General features: G+C 52.1%; 17 protein-coding genes. 6 read left to right on the forward strand and 11 right to left on the reverse strand.

All coding sequences use genetic code 11. The features are described 5' to 3' along the window. The first annotated feature begins 25 nt into the window (after window positions 1–25). From glnG to L4D19_RS24550, 3 genes are all read left to right on the forward strand, one after another. Window positions 26–1,441, forward strand: coding sequence for a nitrogen regulation protein NR(I) (glnG, locus tag L4D19_RS24540; protein ID WP_428454633.1), 1,416 nt, complete (start codon window positions 26–28; stop codon window positions 1,439–1,441). Between the two features lie 181 nt (window positions 1,442–1,622). Continuing rightward, window positions 1,623–4,181, forward strand: coding sequence for a bifunctional diguanylate cyclase/phosphodiesterase (locus tag L4D19_RS24545; RefSeq protein ID WP_428454634.1), 2,559 nt, complete (start codon window positions 1,623–1,625; stop codon window positions 4,179–4,181). Window positions 4,182–4,506: 325 nt separating this feature from the next. Further along, a complete protein-coding gene (locus L4D19_RS24550) occupies window positions 4,507–4,635 on the forward strand; it encodes a hypothetical protein (protein ID WP_255724937.1) in 129 nt (42 codons plus the stop codon). Between the two features lie 104 nt (window positions 4,636–4,739). On the opposite strand, the gene hemN is transcribed toward L4D19_RS24550, so the two are convergent. From hemN to L4D19_RS24575, 5 genes are all read right to left on the reverse strand, one after another. Further along, a complete protein-coding gene (gene hemN / locus L4D19_RS24555) occupies window positions 4,740–6,113 on the reverse strand; it encodes an oxygen-independent coproporphyrinogen III oxidase (protein ID WP_428454635.1) in 1,374 nt (457 codons plus the stop codon). Between the two features lie 204 nt (window positions 6,114–6,317). Next, window positions 6,318–6,788, reverse strand: coding sequence for a DUF2489 domain-containing protein (locus tag L4D19_RS24560; protein ID WP_428454674.1), 471 nt, complete (start codon window positions 6,786–6,788; stop codon window positions 6,318–6,320). A gap of 52 nt (window positions 6,789–6,840) precedes the next feature. Continuing rightward, window positions 6,841–7,407: a Der GTPase-activating protein YihI gene (gene yihI, locus L4D19_RS24565; RefSeq protein ID WP_428454636.1), complete on the reverse strand. Its 567-nt coding sequence runs from the start codon at window positions 7,405–7,407 to the stop codon at window positions 6,841–6,843. Next, complete coding sequence (locus tag L4D19_RS24570; protein ID WP_428454637.1) at window positions 7,407–8,048, reverse strand: class I SAM-dependent methyltransferase; 642 nt, start codon at window positions 8,046–8,048, stop codon at window positions 7,407–7,409. The genes yihI and L4D19_RS24570 overlap by 1 nt, the downstream gene beginning before the upstream one ends. Window positions 8,049–8,954: 906 nt before the next feature. Further along, entirely contained in the window at window positions 8,955–9,572 is a 618-nt protein-coding gene (locus tag L4D19_RS24575) for a c-type cytochrome (protein WP_075762168.1), read from the reverse strand. Between the two features lie 158 nt (window positions 9,573–9,730). On the opposite strand from L4D19_RS24575, the gene yihA reads away from it, so the two are divergent. Beyond that, window positions 9,731–10,396, forward strand: a complete 666-nt coding sequence (yihA, locus tag L4D19_RS24580) for a ribosome biogenesis GTP-binding protein YihA/YsxC (protein WP_428454638.1) — start codon at window positions 9,731–9,733, stop codon at window positions 10,394–10,396. Between the two features lie 704 nt (window positions 10,397–11,100). On the opposite strand, the gene spfP is transcribed toward yihA, so the two are convergent. Together spfP and polA are read right to left on the reverse strand one after the other, a co-directional pair. Next, window positions 11,101–11,148, reverse strand: coding sequence for a small protein SpfP (gene spfP, locus L4D19_RS30450; RefSeq protein WP_438616993.1), 48 nt, complete (start codon window positions 11,146–11,148; stop codon window positions 11,101–11,103). A gap of 195 nt (window positions 11,149–11,343) precedes the next feature. Further along, complete coding sequence (gene polA, locus L4D19_RS24585; protein WP_428454639.1) at window positions 11,344–14,115, reverse strand: DNA polymerase I; 2,772 nt, start codon at window positions 14,113–14,115, stop codon at window positions 11,344–11,346. Between the two features lie 324 nt (window positions 14,116–14,439). Here polA and elbB point away from each other — a divergent pair, with 324 nt between their 5' ends. After that, window positions 14,440–15,090, forward strand: a complete 651-nt coding sequence (elbB, locus tag L4D19_RS24590) for an isoprenoid biosynthesis glyoxalase ElbB (RefSeq protein ID WP_428454640.1) — start codon at window positions 14,440–14,442, stop codon at window positions 15,088–15,090. 244 nt (window positions 15,091–15,334) lie between these two features. Here the strand turns inward: elbB and L4D19_RS24595 are convergent, their stop codons facing one another. The 4 genes from L4D19_RS24595 to recQ form a co-directional block, all read right to left on the reverse strand. Next, window positions 15,335–15,772, reverse strand: a complete 438-nt coding sequence (locus tag L4D19_RS24595) for a GNAT family N-acetyltransferase (protein WP_428454675.1) — start codon at window positions 15,770–15,772, stop codon at window positions 15,335–15,337. A 74-nt stretch (window positions 15,773–15,846) separates the two neighbouring features. Next, on the reverse strand, window positions 15,847–16,524 hold the full coding sequence (locus L4D19_RS24600) for a 7-cyano-7-deazaguanine/7-aminomethyl-7-deazaguanine transporter (RefSeq protein WP_160655746.1): 678 nt from the start codon (window positions 16,522–16,524) through the stop codon (window positions 15,847–15,849). 173 nt (window positions 16,525–16,697) lie between these two features. Continuing rightward, window positions 16,698–17,003, reverse strand: coding sequence for a DUF3630 family protein (locus tag L4D19_RS24605; protein ID WP_428454641.1), 306 nt, complete (start codon window positions 17,001–17,003; stop codon window positions 16,698–16,700). Window positions 17,004–17,308: 305 nt separating this feature from the next. Continuing rightward, window positions 17,309–19,153, reverse strand: a complete 1,845-nt coding sequence (recQ, locus tag L4D19_RS24610; RefSeq protein ID WP_428454642.1) for an ATP-dependent DNA helicase RecQ — start codon at window positions 19,151–19,153, stop codon at window positions 17,309–17,311. 293 nt (window positions 19,154–19,446) lie between these two features. Between recQ and rarD the strand changes: the two genes are divergently transcribed. Then, entirely contained in the window at window positions 19,447–20,358 is a 912-nt protein-coding gene (gene rarD / locus L4D19_RS24615) for an EamA family transporter RarD (protein WP_428454643.1), read from the forward strand. Window positions 20,359–20,380: the final 22 nt, after the last annotated feature.

Genomic DNA, 20,380 nt, shown 5'->3' on the forward strand with positions numbered 1-20,380 from the left:
GAACGATAACGAGAGAGGACGTGATATGAGCAAAGGATTAATTTGGGTTGTCGATGATGACAGCTCAATTCGCTGGGTGCTGGAACGTACCCTCAATGCGGCCGGATTAAAGTGTGAAACCTTTGCCAACGCTGACAGTGTCATCGAGTCACTGGAGCGCAGTATACCTGACGTACTGGTCTCCGATATCCGGATGCCGGGGATGGACGGGCTGACCTTGCTCAAGTCGCTGCAGCAGGACTACCCGGCTCTGCCCGTGATCATCATGACCGCTCATTCCGACCTCGATGCTGCAGTAAATGCCTACCAGGAAGGTGCTTTCGAATACCTGCCCAAACCCTTTGATATCGATGAAGCGGTCAATCTTGTCGAGCGTGCCGTCACCCACAGCCAGGAACAAAAGCGTCAGCAACAACCGGAGCCGGAAGAGAAAAATGCCCCTGAAATCATCGGTGAGGCGCCGGCAATGCAGGAAGTCTTCCGGGCCATCGGCCGCCTGTCACGCTCTTCCATCTCGGTGCTGATCAACGGTGAGTCCGGGACCGGTAAAGAACTGGTTGCCCATGCCCTGCACCGGCATAGCCCGCGGAGCCACAAGGAGTTTATTGCCCTCAATATGGCCGCGATACCTAAAGACTTGATTGAGTCCGAGTTGTTCGGGCACGAAAAAGGGGCGTTCACCGGCGCCAACAGCGTCCGCCAGGGGCGCTTCGAACAAGCCAACGGCGGTACCCTGTTTCTCGATGAAATCGGGGATATGCCGCTCGATATCCAGACCCGTCTGCTGAGGGTACTGGCAGACGGCCAGTTTTATCGGGTCGGCGGCCACTCGCCGGTTAACGTCGATGTGCGGATCATCGCCGCTACCCACCAGGACCTTGAACGGCTTGTGACCAACGGCGACTTCCGGGAAGACTTGTTTCACCGCCTCAATGTCATCAGGGTCCACCTTCCGGCGCTGAAAGACCGCCGCCAGGATATCCCGCAGCTGACCCGCCATTTTCTCCAGCGTGCCTCCGATGAGCTTGGCGTCGAGGTGAAGACCCTCCACCCGACCACGGAAACCACCCTGACCGACCTTAACTGGCCGGGTAACGTTCGTCAGCTGGAAAATACCTGTCGCTGGCTGACGGTGATGGCAAGCGGCAATGAAATTCTGCCAACCGATCTGCCGCCGGAGCTACTGACCAACGATACCCACACCGCCCCCCATAACGGCCAGGGACACTGGCACCATGCGCTCGAACAGTGGGCCAAAGATACTCTGCAGCAGGGTAACCAGAATCTATTGGGAGAGGCCCTGCCGGAGTTTGAGAAAATCTTGCTCGAGACGGCGCTGGAGCACACCCACGGCCACAAGCAGGAAGCGGCAAGACTGCTTGGCTGGGGACGGAACACCCTGACCAGAAAACTAAAAGAGCTCAATGTCGTGGCGGATTAAATGACGGTTCAGTAACAATTATGGGGGTGCGCAAGCCCTGGCAGGCCTGCCCTCATCGACTGATCTCTCAATTTAGCGGCATGGATATAACATTCCTGAAAAGATCATTTGCAAGTTCTGCCAATTTACCTGACTATCAGAAGATAAGAATTACAGTACGACGTATCTACTATCACAGAAAATGCTTAAGTCTCGCCTGCTAACACTGCGCTTAGCGGTCATGGTGCCGTTTACCTCATTATTGCTGTTAACTGTCGGAGTGATCGCCATCGCCCAGCAGAACAGCTACGAGCGTATGCTGTCCGAAGTCAGCGGCAAGCTTCTGGGCTCCTACACCCGAAGCATCAGCAACGACTTGCGGGTATTTCTTGGCGACCCTTTCAATACCAACCTGACCATCGCCGATAGTATCCAGCGTCACCAGCTATACCAGCCGCCACGGCTGACGGGGCTGGAAGCGTACCTGAAAGACGCCATCTCGACCCTGTATATCCACCAGCCCCAGATCACCACCATCGGCTTCGGCAGTGAAGACAAGTATTTCGTCGGCTTTCGCAAAAAAAACCAGCACCAGCTTTCATTAATCCTGAAGGACCGTCGTACCGACAACGAGCTCCATATCTATAACGGTTCGACACACTTCGGCACGACCACCCACAGGATCAGCAAGTACGACCCGACCCGGCGTCCCTGGTACGAGCCTTTTGCCCGCAGCCTCAGCCCTGGATGGGCCGGGGTATATACCAACCAGGACGAAACGCAATCGCTGACCATTTCCGCCGTCAGCCCGGTGATTGACGATAGCCACCATACCTTGCTCGGGGTGATGGTGACAGACATAAACCTCAACTACATCAATAAGTTCCTACAAAGAGAAAGCAAAGACTTTTCCGGAAGCACCTACATCATCAACGAAGAGGGCACCCTCATTGCCAGCTCGGTGCTGCCACCGGCAGAGCAGCCCGCCACCCAGCTGCCGCAGCCCGACTCTCTCATCGCCGCCAGCCAGGCTTTCATGGCGCAAACCCAGCTGCCCCTTGCCAGCCAGGGAACAGAGTTTGAGTTCGAACACGACAACACCCGCTATTTCAGCCGGATAACCCCTTACCAGGACGAATACAGCCTCAAATGGAAAATCGTCGTTATCATGCCCGAGAAAGAGCTGCTGGGACAGCTACCGCAGCATCAGAAATCAGGCCTGCTGGCGGCCATACTGCTGGCCGGTTTCGGGCTAATGGTCGGCCTGCTGGTACTAAACCGATTGACCCAGCCGATCACCGACATTGCCAAAGCCTCGCAGAAAATCACCGAGAACAATTGGAGTGTGGATATCAGGCAGGGATTCAGACTGCACGAGACAGACCAGCTCGCCCAGGCCTTCCAGGCAATGTCCTCCCGCCTTCAGCATTCGTTTAACTCGCTGCGCAAGCAGGTCCTCTATGACAATCTGACCGGGCTTTTGAGCCGGGAAGGCATTAGCGAGGCGACGTCAAGCCCGCATGCCAACCAGCAGGCCACCCTGATGATCATCGGCCTGAAAGCCTTTAGCCATATCAACGACAGTATCGGCCACCTCAATGGCGACCAGCTTCTGGTACTTATTGCCCGCCGCCTCGAGCGGGATTTGCCTCAGGGAGCCTTGCTGAGCCGAGTCGGCCGGGACGAGTTCGCGGTATTTATTCCCGGCCTCGATACCCATGACAAGGCAGAACTAATCGCCAACCAGCTACTGAGCCCTTTCTCTTTTCCATTCATCGTTAATGGTGTCGAGGTCATGGTGTCGGCGAGCATCGGCGCTGTCCAGGGAATACTGCCGCAAGCTGGCATGGCCGAGTGGCTACGTAATGCCAGTCTGGCACTCAACAAGGCCAAGATGCAGGAAGATACACCGGTCCACTATTTCGAGCCGAAAATGCTTGAAGCCTCGTTGGAAAAAACCCGGCTGGCCGCCGAGCTCAACCGGGCTCTCGAGCACAACGAGCTTGAAGTGCATTTCCAGCCTCTGATTGATTTGGCCAGTGAAAAAACCTGCGGGGCCGAGGCACTGGTTCGCTGGCGCAGCCCGACCCGGGGCCTGGTTCCCCCGAATCAGTTTATACCGCTGGCGGAAGAGAACGGGATGATCATCGAGATGGGCCAGCAAATCCTGCGCCTGGCGTGCCAGCAAACCAGCCAGATGATAGCCCGGCAGCTTTGGCCGCAATCCTTTATGCTCCACGTCAACTTATCGGTTCGCCAATTGCTGCAGGCCGACTTTGTCGAGCAGGTCGAAGCTATCCTGGCAGAATCGGGGTTACTGGCAGCCAACCTCACGCTGGAAATCACCGAGTCCAGACTGATCAGCCAGCCACAGCAGGCCACCGAAGCCCTGCAACAGCTACGCCAGCTCGGCATCCATATTGCCATCGATGACTTCGGGACCGGCTATTCCTCGCTGTCCTACTTGGCCCAGCTGCCGTTTGACAGCCTGAAAATCGACCGGTCTTTCGTCAATCAGATGACCGAGAGCAACAACTACACCCCGGTTATCGCCGCGATCATTACCCTGGCAGAGAACTTTAATGCCGATATCGTTGCCGAGGGTGTTGAAACCCAGGAGCAAGCCCAGCAGCTGAAAGCCCTCGGCTGTCGCTATGCCCAGGGCTTTTACTACGCCAAACCCCAACCGCTCAGCGAATGGTCAACCGCTAAGGTAAGTATCGACCCAGTTTCTGCCGACATCGATAATTATCAACACTAACGATACTGATTAGAATTTCCTCTCTACATTTACTGGCTTGCCTTCATGCAAGAGTCCTAATAAGAGACACTCAGAGCGCGATCAGCCTCCTGCCGATCAGAGGGTTAGAAAGAAATATTGGCCACATGGATATTTCCGCTTATTTTTTGAGCAAAAACAATTCCATTTTGGCCAATATTGCGTAGAATACGCCCACTTCAAAGCCAAACCGTGCCTGCCTAGTCCTCTCGGACTCTCGCCTCATGGCTTTTGAGCGGGATAAAACAGCACGCTGCTTTATACCATCCGCGATAACACCAACAATAACACTGTGGGACAAACCACTATGCTGGAAAGTATTCTCTCATTCAGTGTGGCTATACCTGCCGTCAGTGAACTTGCAGCCAATGGTTCGGGCCATTTTGCTGCGGGTATTCTGACCTTGTTAGCTGCCGTCAATATGTTTAACAGCTAAGCTGTTATATCGTCCCGTATCGGGGCGATATTGCGCAAAAGCCCCCGTACCCAGGCCAAGAGCCAAAGTACGGGGGCTTTTGTTATTAACAGCTCCGGTGAGGATTAAATCACGCGGGAGAACTGCTGCTGGCGCGCCCGATCACGAAGGTATTTGTCAAAACACATGCAAATATTGCGGATCAGCAAGCGGCCTTTCAACTCCACCTGGATATAGCGCTCGTCCACGGTCACCAGCTCATCGTTGATAAAGGTCTGCAGCAACTCCAGATCTTCGGCAAAGTAAGTATCAAAATCCAGATCGAAACGCTGCTCGATATCGCGTTTGTCCAGCTGGAAATTACATATCAGCGCCTTGATTACCTCACGGCGCAGCAAGTCGTCGGCATCCAGCGAGACACCTTTCCACAGCGCCTCACGCTTGTCGTTCACGCTGGCATAGTATTTTTTTAGTTCTTTCTGGTTCTGGGCATAGCAGTCGCCAATCATCGAGATGGCCGACACACCCAGCCCAAGCAAATCGCAGTCGCCCTGGGTGGTATAGCCCTGGAAGTTACGATGCAGAATGCCGCTGCGCTGCGCCACGGCCAGCTCGTCATCCGGCAGGGCAAAGTGGTCCATACCGATAAACTGGTAACCCACGCCAGTTAGGGTCGCGATGGTATCTTGCAAAATAGCCAGCTTCTCTTTCGCGGCCGGCAAATCGGCCTCGTTAATCTTGCGCTGGGCGGCAAACAGTGTCGGCATATGGGCATAGTTGAAAATCGACAACCGTCCCGGCTTCATAGCCAGCACCTGCTCCAATGTTTTGGCAAACAGTTCGCGGTTCTGTTTCGGCAGACCATATATCAGGTCCAGGTTGGTCGAACGGAATCCCAGCTCTTTGGCCCTTTCTACCATGGCAAAAATGAATTCTTCATCCTGCTCGCGGTTGACCAGCTTCTGCACTTCCTTGTTGAAGTCCTGGACACCGATGCTCAGTCGGTTGAACCCTTCTGCTCGCAGGTGATCCAACATATCAAGGTCGATTTCGCGCGGGTCCACCTCGATACTGATTTCGGCATCCGGCGCAAAGTTAAACAGCTCACGCAGCAAGTCCATCAGGCGGCTTACCTGAGGCTTGGTCAGAAACGTCGGGGTACCCCCGCCCCAATGCAGCTGGCTGACATTACGCTCACCCAGCAACGCCGCCCGCTGGCGGATTTCCTGCTCCAGGGCATCCAGGTACTGGTCAGCCTTGTGCTGATGGCGGGTAATAATCTTATTACAGCCGCAGTAATAGCAAAGCTTGTGACAAAACGGGATATGGACATAAAGTGAAAGGTTGCGTTCCGGATACTGCGCACACGCCATATCAAATTCCGCCGGCGTAAAGGCCTCATGAAATTCGAGGGCGGTCGGGTATGAGGTATAACGGGGGCCTGAATAATTATATTTTTCTATCAGTGCCTGATCCCAAATAATCTGCTCATGTGACATGACTTACTTCCACTCAAGGTCTTGGGGTAAATTGCGAATGCCAAGTGTGCCATAACTTGGTAAAGATGTAGACGTTTTACTTTTTTCAGCTAACTGAAATGATGACTAGCTCAGATTCTTCCCTGGCACCGAGCAAAAAACCTCATCCATCTGTTAGCTTCAGTATAGATGAGGTCTTTCAATCCTATGAAAGGCAGGGGTAATCTAAGCCTTCAGGGTCAAAATAACATCCAGCTCGCGCTTGATGTCATCACCCAGTCGGGCTTCGGCCTTCATTCGCTGAAGGTCCTGCTTCATACGTTCTTTCTTTTGCAACGCCTTGCGGGCATCACCACGGTGCATATCTTTAACCACCAGATAAAGCTCGTTCATCGCCGGATACTGGCTGGCAAAATCAACCTGCTGCTCGCCTTGCAGCACTTCCATCAGCTTATACAGACGAATGGAAATTTCCGACATATCGCACTGATCCTGCTTGCCAGCCTCAGCGATAATGAACACGCTATCCATAATATTGATATTGCGCTCTTTGATCTTTTCAGCCTGGTGAAGCTCAGCCCGCGCCATAAAAGCCTTGTGGCGTGTCGTTTGCCGATAAAGTTTATACAACAAATACCCAGCATATGCCGCCAGTACGGCGATCACACTGCCGGCCAGTCCTAGCCAAAGCGTCATATCCTGCAAGGGTTACTCCTTATCGAACGGGTTTCTAGAAAGAGTGTCTGTCTTACTTCTCGTCCGAGTTCTCAGCCGAGTCCTCGAACAGACCGAAGTCTGCGTTTTCAAACTGCTCAAGCAGATCGTCGTCAGAAGACACTTTGGCAGCCGGTGCAAAATCATCAGCCGTTTGCGGTTCGTCATCTTCCAGCAAACCTAGCTGGTTCATTAGCTGCTCAATACGATCCAGTTTCTGATCAACTTGCTTCTGCAGGCCCGCACCCAGGCTTTCACCCGCTTCAATGCGATCCAGCAATACCATTAGCTGAGCATCATTTTCCAGCATCGCCAGCTCTTGCTCGGCACTCAGGCGGCGCTCTTTCTTGGTTGCTGGCTTCTTGGCTTCTACAATCAGCGGAACCGGCTTCTTGCTGCCATGACGTGGGTCTTTACGTTTCGCCAGCGTTCTGGCATCCGCCGTCTGCGCTTCAGAGTGGCGGCTACCAGACTTCAGTCCCTTGCGCTTTTTGTCTTTCTGGCGTTTACGGGCTTCCAAATCAATCTGAGTTGTTGATTTTTTTGCAAATTCAGCAGGACCTTCCGATCCTGGCTTACGGCTTCTTTTCTTACGGGTCATTACTGGGTTTTCCTCAGCAAAATTACATCATTTCCAACAAACTCGACTTCCAGGCCATCGCGCTTTGCCAGGTAACGGAAAGTCTCGCGGCTAAAAAAGCTCACGTGGGTTGGGTCGTTCTTGTAATGCCAATGCGCAAAGGCATCAGCATCTGTTGCTAACTTAGTCATAAACCCCAGCCATCCGCCGGGTTTTACCATCGCCGTCAGCAGCCCCCATTCCTTTGCAGGCGTATAAAAGTGTTCGATTGCCTCTGTACAGGTAACAAAGTCATATTGCCGGTCCAGCACGACCGGATCATGGGCAAAATACGGATCATATATAGCCATATTATACCCCATCTCTGCGAGCATCACGGACAGAGTCGGCCCCGGGCCACTGCCAAAATCCAGCCCGGAACAGGATGACGTCCCCAGCCGTTCGACCAGCGGATCGGCAAGCCGGCCCAGAAAGCGACGGTAACCTGGATCATCTGGGTTGTTTTCATGCTTGTCATAGACCGCCTTCTCATCGTCCGGTGCCAGCAAGGCCTCCGGATCAGCGAATACCAGCGCACACTCCTGACAGCGAAAGTACACCCGGCGCTTGTCCTGGTGGAAAGTATCGGCCGAATGGCTTTGGCATAACGGGCAGGGCTGCATGAAAAACTGTCTCCTATTAGCCAAAATGCAACACACTACATATGGCAAGCTGGCTTAAAATGAAGCCGGGTATAATAGCAGATTCGATCGAGAAATGTGCACTTTCGCAGCAAACTGGCCGGGGAGGCCAAGGTGAGGCTGGCTGAAAAGAAAAAAGCGACAGGTAATCACCTGTCGCTCTATGGGCCGCCATTGCTGGCTTTATCCTGTCTAGTCTGTCCTTAACCAGTATGTAAACATCCCGGTCTGACAATAGTCCTTTTGTTATTGGTGCTTTCCCTGCCAACGTTGCTTGTTCTTCATCGTCCTGATGAATTCTTACCTTCCGTGCTACTGTTCCCTGTCACATCGATCATTCCATGACCGGCTTATCCGTAAAGCTTGTTGCCGTCCTGACAACACAATTCACCATCCCTGTGGGCATGCCTTCCATCGCACGCCTGATTCTTCATACGAAGACTTGTCCGTAAGCGTCTGCCCTGACGTTCCCTACGCATCATGCGAACTTTCCGGCCTCCTGGCCAGACGTCCTGTGAATCCTTCAGGCTACCTGCCTATACCGTCTATGGCGCTTCCCATCCCTTGCCGCACTCCCTGTCGACACCGCATACTTTACGCTGATTCAGCCCCGATACAAGATTGCCTCTGACGGTTATTTTTTTGGAACATTATTTCAACAATAGTAAGGTATTGATGAATAAGAACTTAGTTGCTATTCCTCTAAAAACTTTCATCATCATCGTCAGCAAGGAATGGCAGATCTCTTACAAGCTACTCAGCCATCCGCGTTTTTTCAGTGTTAGCTGTCATTTAGTTAGCCCCCGACAGCCTTAGCCACTGCTAAAAAATAAAAAAGGCAGCCGAGGCTGCCTTTGGATTACTCAATACTGGAATACTGCGGTTTGTTTAGTGTAAGCCACCTACGTACTGTGACAGGGCGGTAATTTCGTCATCAGACAGTTTTGCTGCTACTGAACGCATCATCGCATTCAAATCATTGCTACGCTGGCCTGCACGGAATTTCTCCAGCTGCAGTTTGACGTATTCACCATTCTGGCCAGAAATCTTAGGGAAGCCAGATAAGCTGGTACCGTTACCACGAGGACCGTGGCAGGCAGTACACGCGGCAATACCTCGCTCGGCATCACCAAAGCGATACAACTGCTGGCCAACTTCGATCGAGGATTCCGGTGTTGTATTGTCAGAGATAGGCAGGGTTGCGTAATATGCTGCCAGATCCGCCATATCCTGTTCGGTCAGCGGCATCGCCATACCGCCCATTACCGGATCGTTACGGCCTTGCTTGCCGCCCGTCGTCATCGCTAGCTTGAAATCCTTGAGCTGTTTTTCAAGATAACCAGGGTGCTGACCGGCAATTTTCGGGTATTGCGCCATTATGCTGTTACCGTCTGCACCATGGCAGGCAGCACAGGTCGCGGCTTTCGCTTTTCCAGCTTCTGCATCTCCTTGGGCCCAGGCTGAGCAACTGGCAAGAAGAGTCAATATCAGTGCTAATTTCTTCATGACATTCCGTTTATAATTATAGAGCTTCCAGTACCACAGGTAATGCTCAGTTACATGGTATACAATGCGACCACAAACCAAGCACGGTTTTCGTACATTTTACACAATTTCACATAAAAGTAATCAGTCGACTACATGAAGACTTGACGGAGTTAACAGTGAATCAACCTCTCAACTATAGAAATACAGGCTTCATCACAAGTGCACCGGACATTCGTCACTTGCCAAACGACACAGGCGTTGAGATCGCATTTGCTGGCCGCTCCAATGCAGGTAAGTCAAGTGCCCTTAACCGTATTACCGATCAGAAAAGTCTAGCACGCACCTCCAAAACACCGGGGCGTACCCAGCTCATTAACATGTTCGAGGTCGTGGACGGCTGTAACCTGATCGATCTGCCAGGCTACGGTTTTGCCCAGGTTCCACTGGAAATGAAGCTGAAATGGCAGAAATCCCTGGGTGAGTACCTGCAAAAGCGCGAGTGCCTGCAGGGCCTGGTGGTATTGATGGATATTCGTCATCCGATGAAAGACCTCGATCAGCAAATGATCAGCTGGGCTGTCGAAAGCCGGCTGCCGGTCCTGGTATTGCTGACCAAAGCAGACAAGCTGAAAAGCGGTGCCCGCAAGAAGCAACTCATGACAGTACGTAACACTGCGCTCAGCTTCGGTGGTGATGTGCAGGTTGAGGTATTCTCTTCCCTTAAGGGCATTGGTGTTGATCAGGTGCGCCGCAAGCTAGATAGCTGGTTTGCCCCTGAGCTGGCGCGTCAGCAAGCATTATTGGAACAGGAAGAAGCAGCTTCCGGCAACGATGCCGAGTAACTGACGTAAGCAAGAAAGTATGGCTCTATGGACAGGGCCATAAAAATTCCCCACCTTCCAGGTGGGGCAACGGGAGAGAAATAGGAGGTTTTTATTTTTGTCCTAAAAGGATCAATGAATTCCCTCACCAACGCAAGTTTTTTATCCCGATTTTGTCTGCTTTTTAATCACATCTATCAGCTTCCCACCCGCGTTTCCTCGCCCTAAACACCGTTTTTTAGCCGTTTGGCTACAAAAACAGATCTAGTTGTTTTTTGTCGCAAATTAACACTAACAAAAACACGAATGTGCATTAGTGCATATGGAAGTTAATTACATTTCTATGAATAAGAAGGCGAAAAAAAAGCCACCCCAAATCGGGGGTGGCATTTTCATGGATGTGTTGGCTAGCCGGTTCATCGACCCGCTACCAAAAACAAATATGAACAAGAAGCGTGCATGATTATACCGCTCTATTGATAAAAATTAAAGTAATTACTCTAAAATCAAAAAAACACTTAAAGCTTACTTTTTTCCGACAGCCATAGACCACTCTGCCAAAGTTGGTTGATATTAAGCACATAAGCAACAATACGCATACTTATTGAGCAATATAACGATATGAGTAGGCAAAGCAAGAAATCAAAGCAAGAAAAAACAACAGGCGGGAATTTTTGGGACGCTAAAATAAAAAACGCCCTGGTCAAAAGACCAGGGCGGCTGAATCAGCCAAATCCAATAACGTGAAACAAAAGGTCTGAAAGATAGAACATCTTACCTCTGTACCCTACGCCGATAACTGTATATCAATTGCACAGATTTGAAAAGTCATTTCTGTAATTTTTTTTCAGAAATTCGTAACTAACTTCACCTAATGGTAATTTTACCATTCTTTAATTTTCATAAAAAAATAGCTGGCATACCGCCAGCTATCCTTTTCTATACCACAAAGCCGATCAGGCTAATGTCTAGTGTGCCTGGTCCCAGTTATCGCCAGTACCGGCATCAGCAATCAATGGGACATCCAGTTCAGCCGCTGATTCCATCAGGCGACGGATTTCCGCACTCACGCTTTCCAGTTCCGATTCCTGTACTTCAAAGACAAGTTCGTCATGAACTTGCATCAGAAGTCGAACCCGACCAGTCTCTTGTTCTGCGACCCACTGATCGACCAGCACCATCGCGCGCTTGATAATATCGGCAGCCGTTCCCTGCATCGGGGCATTGATCGCAGCACGTTCAGCCGCCTTGCGACGCATACCGTTGCGGGACTTGATGTCCGGCAGATACAAACGACGGCCGAACAGGGTTTCTACATATCCCTGCTCGCTTGCTGTCGTACGGGTACTTTCCATATATTCCAACACGCCCGGGTAGCGCTCGAAATACAGGTTCATATAGTCCTGCGCTTCATTACGGCCCATATCGAGCTGTTTCGCCAGACCAAAGGCACTCATACCGTAGATCAGACCAAAGTTGATGGCCTTGGCACGGCGACGCTGTTCGCTGGTCACCGACTCAATTGGCAGGCCCAGAATTTCTGCCGCCGTCGCGGCGTGAATATCTTTGCCGTGTCTGAACGCATCAAGCAACGCCTGATCACCGGAGAGGTGCGCCATGATCCGAAGCTCGATTTGCGAGTAGTCGACAGCCAGCACTTTATACCCAGTCGGGGCGATAAATGCCTGGCGGATCCGACGACCTTCTTCGTTACGAACCGGAATGTTCTGCAAGTTCGGATCACTGGATGACAGACGCCCGGTCGCAGTCACAGCCTGATGATAAGAGGTATGCACACGCCCTGTCGCCGGGTTGACCATCTTAGGCAGCTTGTCCGTGTAGGTCGATTTCAGCTTGGCCAAGCCGCGATACTCCAGGATCAGTTTCGGCAGCGGATAGTCCAGTGCCAGCTCCTGCAGCACCTCTTCATTGGTGGAAGGCGCACCTGACGGTGTTTTCTTCAGTACCGGCAGCCCCATCTTCTCAAACAGGATAGCCTGCAGCTGCTTTGGCGAGCTGAGATTGAATTCCTGATCAGCAATCTCGAAGGCTTTCTTTTCCAACTCATCAAGGCGAACGGCAATTTCACTCGACTGTGCGCTAAGCAGCATGCTGTCAATCAAGACCCCGGTACGCTCCATGCGTGACAATACAGGTACCAGCGGCATCTCGATATCGTCAAACACCGATTTCAGTTTCTCGTCGGCGCTCACTTTCTCTATCAGTAAATTGTGCAGACGCAGCGTAATGTCGGCATCTTCTGCGGCATATGGCCCGGCCTGCTCCAAATCAATCTGGTTGAACGTCAGCTGCTTCTTGCCCTTGCCGGCAATCTCTTCAAAGCTAATGGTCTTGTGTTCTAGGTAGCGCAGGGACAGGCTGTCCATATCGTGACGGCCGACCACACTGTTGTAGACATAAGACTCCAGCATAGTGTCGTAGCGAATACCCTGCATCTCGATACCATAGCGAGCCAGAATGCTGGCATCAAACTTAAGGTTCTGCCCGACCTTGGCCTGCTGCGGATCTTCCAGCAACGGCTTGAGCTGCTCCAGTACCCAGTCGCGATCCAGCTGAGCCGGTGCATCAAGGTAATCATGGGCAACAGGCACATAGGCCGCCTTGCCTTCCTCAATCGCAAATGACAACCCGACCAAATTGGCTGTCATATAATCCAGACCGTCGGTCTCGGTATCGAATGCCACCACCTCAGCGCTCTTAAGCTGCTCCAGCCAGCCAGCAAACACCGCTTCATCGAGTACGGTTTCATAACCACTGCGATCAATGGTCGGTGCCACTGTTTTCTTCTCGGCTGCCGGCTGGGCAGGCTGCTCCTCGGCCACAATCTTACCGTCACCGCCATCGAGCATTTCTGCCAGCCAGCGGCGGAACTGCAGCTTGCCGAACAGCTTTATCAGCTCGTCGGTATCAGGCTCGCCTTTACGCAGCTGATCCGGGGTCACATCCAGCTCGACATCCAGCTTGATCGTTGCCAGCTCGTAGGACAGGTAAGCTGCCTCTTTATGTTCTTCCAGTTTCTTCGGCATCGTCTTCGAGCCACGGAAACCCAATGGCGGGATCGCATCCAGGTTGTCATACAATGCATCCAGACCACCGATCCCGGTAAGCAGCGCCTTGGCCGTCTTTTCACCGACCCCGGGTACACCCGGAATGTTATCCACTTTATCGCCCATCAAGGCCAGGTAATCGATGATCAATTCAGGGCCGATCCCGAACTTATCAACAACACCGGCCGGATCCATCACGACATCGGTCATGGTATTGATCAGGGTAACGTTCTGATCCACCAGCTGGGCCATGTCTTTATCACCGGTGCTGATCAATACCGGCATGTTCTCTTTCGATGCCTGAGTGGCCAGGGTGCCGATCACATCGTCCGCCTCAACCCCAGAAATCGAGATCAACGGCAGTCCCATTGCCTTGATCACGGCATGCAGCGGCTCAATCTGCCCCCGAAGATCATCCGGCATCGGAGGGCGGTTGGCCTTATATTCCGGATACATATCATCACGGAAGGTTTTACCCTTGGCATCAAAGATCACCGCAATATGCTCGGTTGAAAACTGGCGCAGAAGACTACGCAACATATTTACGACACCAAATACTGCTCCCGTCGGCTCACCGTCCGAGTTCGTGAAGTTTGGTGCTGCGTGATAGGCGCGATAGAGATAAGAGGATCCATCAATCAGGATAAGTGGATTTTCAGGGATAGTTGCCATAACGATATTCTTATATCCGGGGGATGAAAGAGTTAGGGCACTAGAATGCCATGACAGCCAGCAAGTGTTAACTGATGTTTTCCACCAAGCCACTATTATCTGTGGATAACTTTGTTAGTATTTAAAATCAAACAGTTGATCAAAAAACATGAAAATTATGCGATTTTCATTCAACCCAATATAAATCAACAACTTAAGATCTTAAGCAAAAATGGATCCTCGATCCTAAAATGATCATTAATTGTGGAAAAAGTTAACAGATCGATCTGAAATAAGAATATCTGAATGCAATAACAGACATATCTGACCATAAAGGAAGCCAAAATGAAGAGAATCGCAGTTATTTTAAGCGGCTCAGGAGTATTTGACGGAGCTGAAATCCACGAGGCCGTATTGGCGCTGCATGCCATCGAGCAAGAAGGCGCAACCTGGCACTGTTTCGCCCCCAATATTGCCCAGCACCATGTCATTAACCACATCACCGGCGCAGAAATGGATGAAACCCGCAACGTACTGGTCGAGGCTGCCCGTATTGCCCGCGGCAATATTGACGATATCGTCAACCTCAATGCCGCCGACTACGATGCCCTGTTACTGCCGGGCGGATTTGGCGCCGCCAAAAATCTCTCCGATTTCGCGTTCACCGGGGCCGGTTGCGAAGTAAATCCGGAAGTGAAAAGAGCCTGCCAGGCCTTTGCCAAAGAAGAAAAGCCTGCCGCCTATTTGTGTATTGCCCCAACCCTGATCCCAACAATCTACGGCCCGGGAGCCAAAGGGACCATTGGTAACGATCAGGATACCGCCAACGCCTTCAACAAGATGGGAGGCGAACACATCAATTGTCCGGTTAACGACTTCGTACTGGATCAAAAACGACGCATCCTGACGACCCCGGCCTATATGCTGGCAGGAAGTATCACGGAGGCAGCAAGCGGTATCAACAAGCTGGTAAAGGAGCTGGTGAAGCTGGCCTAGGCGCCAGAAAAGAAAAAGCGGCGTTACCTGAGGTTATGAGTACCCGGTAAGCGCCGCTCAGCAGAATTGGTGTTCGTTTTCAGCCCTACACTAAAAACACAGACCGTCGCTGAAGTACACTGGAAGCAATGTGAGCAATGTCGTGCCTTCAAACAAGGGAGCCTTTTGCTGTTCTCCCTCGCTGAGTGCAAGTTAATAATAACCATTCTCATTTGAGATGCAAGTATTTTATCGAGAATAATTGTCATTTAATTGCCAGGTTCTTCACAAAATGCAGCCTATAGTCTTCAAGCCCGTCTTTTTTCTCCATATGTTCAATCAGATAGCCATTTCTTAGCAGTAACCTCAACATCGCTGGGAAGCGGTTACGCGATTTGACCCGCAGTTCCTCAAAGCCCTGTTGTTTCACCCAGGTTTCCTGTGCCTCCAACAGCGCCTGCGCCACCCCGCTACACCGCCCCTCGGGTGCCACGCCCCCCAGCCAGCTATAAAAACACGTCTCGGACAAGCGGTAGCCGATTTTTACCCCGACCAACTGCTCACCCAGCTCAGCCACGAGGATCAGCGGTGCTCTGCCTTTCAATCGAACTTCAAGCGAATGTTCATCGGCAGGCTGGGCAAACTCACTGATCTGAGCCAGCACCTGTGCGGCTTCAGTCAAACTTGCCTGGCGTATCTTCATCACTCCCGCTCCTACTTCTTAGGGTACAAAAAAGCCGACATGGCGTCGGCTGTAAGTCTATACCCTTTATTGTATCAGATAAGCCCCTGCTGAGACTCCAGCTTGGGGGTAATCGTCGTCAGGCGCTTGATCAGGTAATTGAGCAGTACCCCGTACATAGGCACAAACAAACCAAGGCTGATGATCAACTTGAAGCTGTAATCCACCAAGGCAATCTCGACCCAGTTTTCCGCCATAAACGGATCCGGGCTGTTGTAAAACGCGATGGCAAAAAACGCTACCGTATCCAAGGCATTACCAAAAATGGTCGAGCAGCTTGGTGCCACCCACCACTGCTTGGTCTGGCGCAGGCGGTTAAACACCGAGACATCCATGATCTGCCCCAGCAGATAGGCCATGAAGCTGGCAATCGCGATACGGGCCACAAACAAGTTGAACTCACCTAAATGGGACCAGCCCTGATATTCACCCTGATAAAACAGCACCGACAGCACATAGGAAATCGCCAGTGACGGCAGCATCACCCGCAGGATGATCTGTCGGGCCATAGCCGCGCCAAAAATTCTTACTGTCAGATCAGTGGCCAGAAAGATGAACGGAAAGGTAAAGGCGCCCCAGGTGGTATGAAAACCAAAAATGGTAAACGGCAGTTGTACCAGATAATTGCTCGAGGCAATGATCAGCAGGTGGAATACAACAAGGAACGATAAGGCTTTGCGCTGCTGCGCGAGAGAAAATTGAGATACAGTCATTGTCAGACCTTTTTGTCATTGGGGGAGAGGGAACCCAAAACACTGCAGCCAGGCTCTCATACCTGCGCCCGCAGCAACCGAAGCGGCGATTATACATTAACCGCCCAGGTTGCCTAGTCCCAAAAACGGCTTTACATTTGTGCAATCGTTTGCCGATAAAAAAAGCAAAACGATTAGCCTGCAAGCAGGGTAGCCAGGAACGCCAGCGTCTCGCTATCATCGGGCGACAGCCACTCCAGCCACAGGGATCCAGCATAGTGCTCACCCTTGAGCATCAGCCGACAGCCTTCAAAGTCAATCAGCCACACATGTAGATCGGCATTAAGCTCACGTTCGACAACCGTCGCATCGATCTGCATCAGAAACTGCTCTGCTACCGCAGGAAAATTATCAAAATCGAACTCAGGGCCACCGATCAGCAGCAGCCCCTGCTCCAAATCAAGCTCCCGACAGACAAACGATGTAGAAGAGACGGTCATTACATATTCCTTTTCATCTATGACAAGCCCACCTCACATACGGCCTAGGCGGCTTTCCTGTAACCAAGTGTTTCTATGCGTATCAAGCAATAAAGGGGCTATAGCCAGCAATGATAATCCATGTTTTCATGAGGTCGTTGCCTAGTCACTGGAAACACATCCCGTCGGTTTCCGATTCCCTAGCAACAGGTGATATTAACATTCTCACCAAATACGCAAGCTGTTTTGTAGCGAACAGAACATACTCGTTATGTTTCTTAAACGCATTTATACCGGACTCGGAATGTCCGGTATTTTTTTATCTACTACTCACCAGTACCCGCCATCAGGTGATCTTCGATCACGTTCAAAAATACATTGCCGTACTTTTCCAGCTTACGGTGGCCGACACCGTTCACCGCCAGCATTTCACCCGCCGAGGTCGGCAGCATCTCCGCCATTTCCATCAGGCTGGCATCGTTAAACACCACATACGGCGGCAAGTCTTCCTCATCGGCAATGGCCTTGCGCAACTTGCGTAATTTGGCAAACAGCTTTTTGTCATAATGGCGGTTGGCCAGCTTGTCATTTTTCGCACTGCGGGTCGCAATATCCAACCGCGGTACCGCCAGCTCCAGCTCCACTTCGGCGCGCAGAACTGCTCTGGCCTTTTCAGTCAACTGAAGCGTCGAGCTACGGACAATATTCTGGGTAAGAAAACCCCGATGGACCAGCTGGCGCAAAATACTGACCCAAAACTCATGACTGTGCTCACGACCAATACCGTAGGTACTCAGCTTATCGTGGCCATGCTCGCGGATACGCTGGTTCTGCATCCCGCGCATCACGTCCACCACATGGTTGATACCGAAGCTCTGGTTGACCCGATAGACGCAGGACAGGGCCTTCTGGGCGGCTTCAACCGCCGCAAAGCGCTTGGGCGGATCGAGGCAAATATCGCAGTTGCCACACGACTCTTCCCGGAATTCACCAAAATAGTTGAGCAATACCTGACGGCGGCAGGTCTGCGCCTCGGCAAACGCCCCCATCGCATTTAGCTTGTGGCTTTCCACCAGTTTCTGTGGCCCTTCCTCTTTTTCATCAAGGCAACGGCGCAGCCAGGCCAAATCCGACGGATCATAGAACATCACCGCTTCTGCCGGCAGACCATCACGGCCGGCCCGCCCGGTTTCCTGATAATAGGACTCGATATTACGGGGGATATCGTAATGCACCACAAAACGGACATTAGGCTTGTTGATGCCCATTCCGAACGCCACGGTGGCGACGACGATGTGAATATCATCCCGCTGAAAGTCCTCCTGCACCCTTACTCGCTCGGCATGCTCCAGACCGGCATGATACGCCGCCGCCCGGATCCCGTTATCACACAGCTTTTCGGTGATTTGCTCCACCCGCTTGCGGCTGTTGCAATATACAATCCCGCACTGGCCACGAACGCCGCCCAGGTAGCGGGTCAACTGCGACATCGGCTTGTACTTCTCCTGCAGGGTATAGCGGATATTCGGGCGGTCAAAGCTGCCCAGGTAGACATGCGGGTCGACCAGGCCGAGCCGGGAGACAATATCATTGCGGGTCGTTTCATCCGCCGTTGCGGTCAGGGCCATAATTGGCAGCTGGTCAAAGTGCTGTTTCAGCGTGCCCAGAGACGCATATTCAGGGCGGAAGTCATGCCCCCACTGAGAAATACAGTGCGCTTCGTCAACGGCAACAAGACTTAGCGGCATGTCATAAAGACGCTCGAGAAAGTCACGGGTCAGTACCCGCTCCGGCGAAACATACACCAGCTTAACCTCGCCGCTCTGCATCGCGCGGTAGGTATCCTGCATAGCCTCGCGGGACATGGTCGAGTTGAGGTAGTCGGCCGCCACTCCGTTAGCCTTGAGCTGGTCAACCTGATCCTTCATCAGCGAGATCAGCGGAGAGATCACCAGTGTCAGCCCGTCACGCATCAGGGCCGGAATTTGATAACAGAGCGATTTACCGCCACCGGTTGGCATGATCACCAGGCTGTCGCGGCCTTCCGCTATCGCCTCAATCACCTCTTGCTGGCCAACACGAAAGGCCTGATAGCCGAACACATCCTGTAAGATCTGTTCGCTGGTCGCGAGAGAAGCTGGCTGACAAACGGCGGCGCTGCAAGATGACATAAATCGACTCTGTAGTTGACGAGCTGGCTATTCTATACCAATCAGATCGCCGATGTGAACGACACTTACAACAGCTTCCCCCCGCCAAGCCGGCAAAATGTTGTTTCCTGGAAAACTTCTCGCAAATCCCCACCTGCCTTCGGGCAGGATTTTCTTATCATGTCCGGTGCTAACAAAATCATCAAAAGTTCTGGATGACATCCAACCTGAACACGATTTATACTGCTCCCGCATACCTTTTTAGAAAATATCATTATTTTCTCAGAATTTTATAAAACACACCTAGGGATAAGATGGACCAGCAAGCCAAAGATACCCAGCGAGGGGTCATGCTCGCCCTTGGCGCCTACACCATGTGGGGCATTGCACCGATTTACTTTAAGTCTCTCCAGCATGTCAGTCCGCTGGAGATTCTCAGCCACCGGGTGATCTGGTCATTCTTTTTTCTGGCAGCGCTGATCTTCATCGGCAAGCGCTGGGGCAAGGTCAGGGCTGTGCTTCGCCAGCCCAAAACACTACTGGTATTGACGGCCACTGCCCTGCTGGTTGGCGGCAACTGGCTGATTTTCATCTGGGCCGTGAACAACAACTATATGCTTGATGCCAGCCTGGGCTATTACATCAACCCGTTGCTCAATGTCCTTCTGGGAATGTTCTTTCTGGGAGAGCGGCTACGCCCGCTGCAATGGCTCGCCGTCGCGCTGGCGGCCTGCGGGGTTGCCGTACAGCTGATCCAGTTCGGCTCCCTGCCGGTGATTGCCCTGGCCCTGGCGTGCAGCTTCGGTCTCTACGGGCTGCTGCGGAAGAAAGTCAACCTGGATGCCCAAACCGGCCTGTTCATGGAAACCTGTATTCTGCTGCCGCTGGCTGCAATCTACGTACTGCTGATCGCCGACAGCCCAACGGCTGACTGGGCGGCTAATCCGGCCACGACCAACTTGCTGCTGATGGCCGCCGGGATTGTTACCACGCTTCCGCTGCTGTGCTTTACCGGAGCTGCCACCAAACTGAAACTCTCTACTCTGGGATTTTTCCAGTATATCGGCCCGAGCCTGATGTTCCTGCTGGCAATCACGGTCTACGGCGAAAGCTTTACCGCCGACAAGGGCTATACCTTCGCCTTCATCTGGGGAGCACTGGTATTGTTTAGCTTCGATGGCATCAAGGGCCATCGCCGGGCCAAAAAACGGATTCAGGCAAGCTAGTCACTACCTGCCACAAAGGGTA

This window comes from Photobacterium kasasachensis (genome assembly GCF_050336885.1).
Classification (GTDB): Bacteria; Pseudomonadota; Gammaproteobacteria; order Enterobacterales; family Vibrionaceae; genus Photobacterium; species Photobacterium kasasachensis.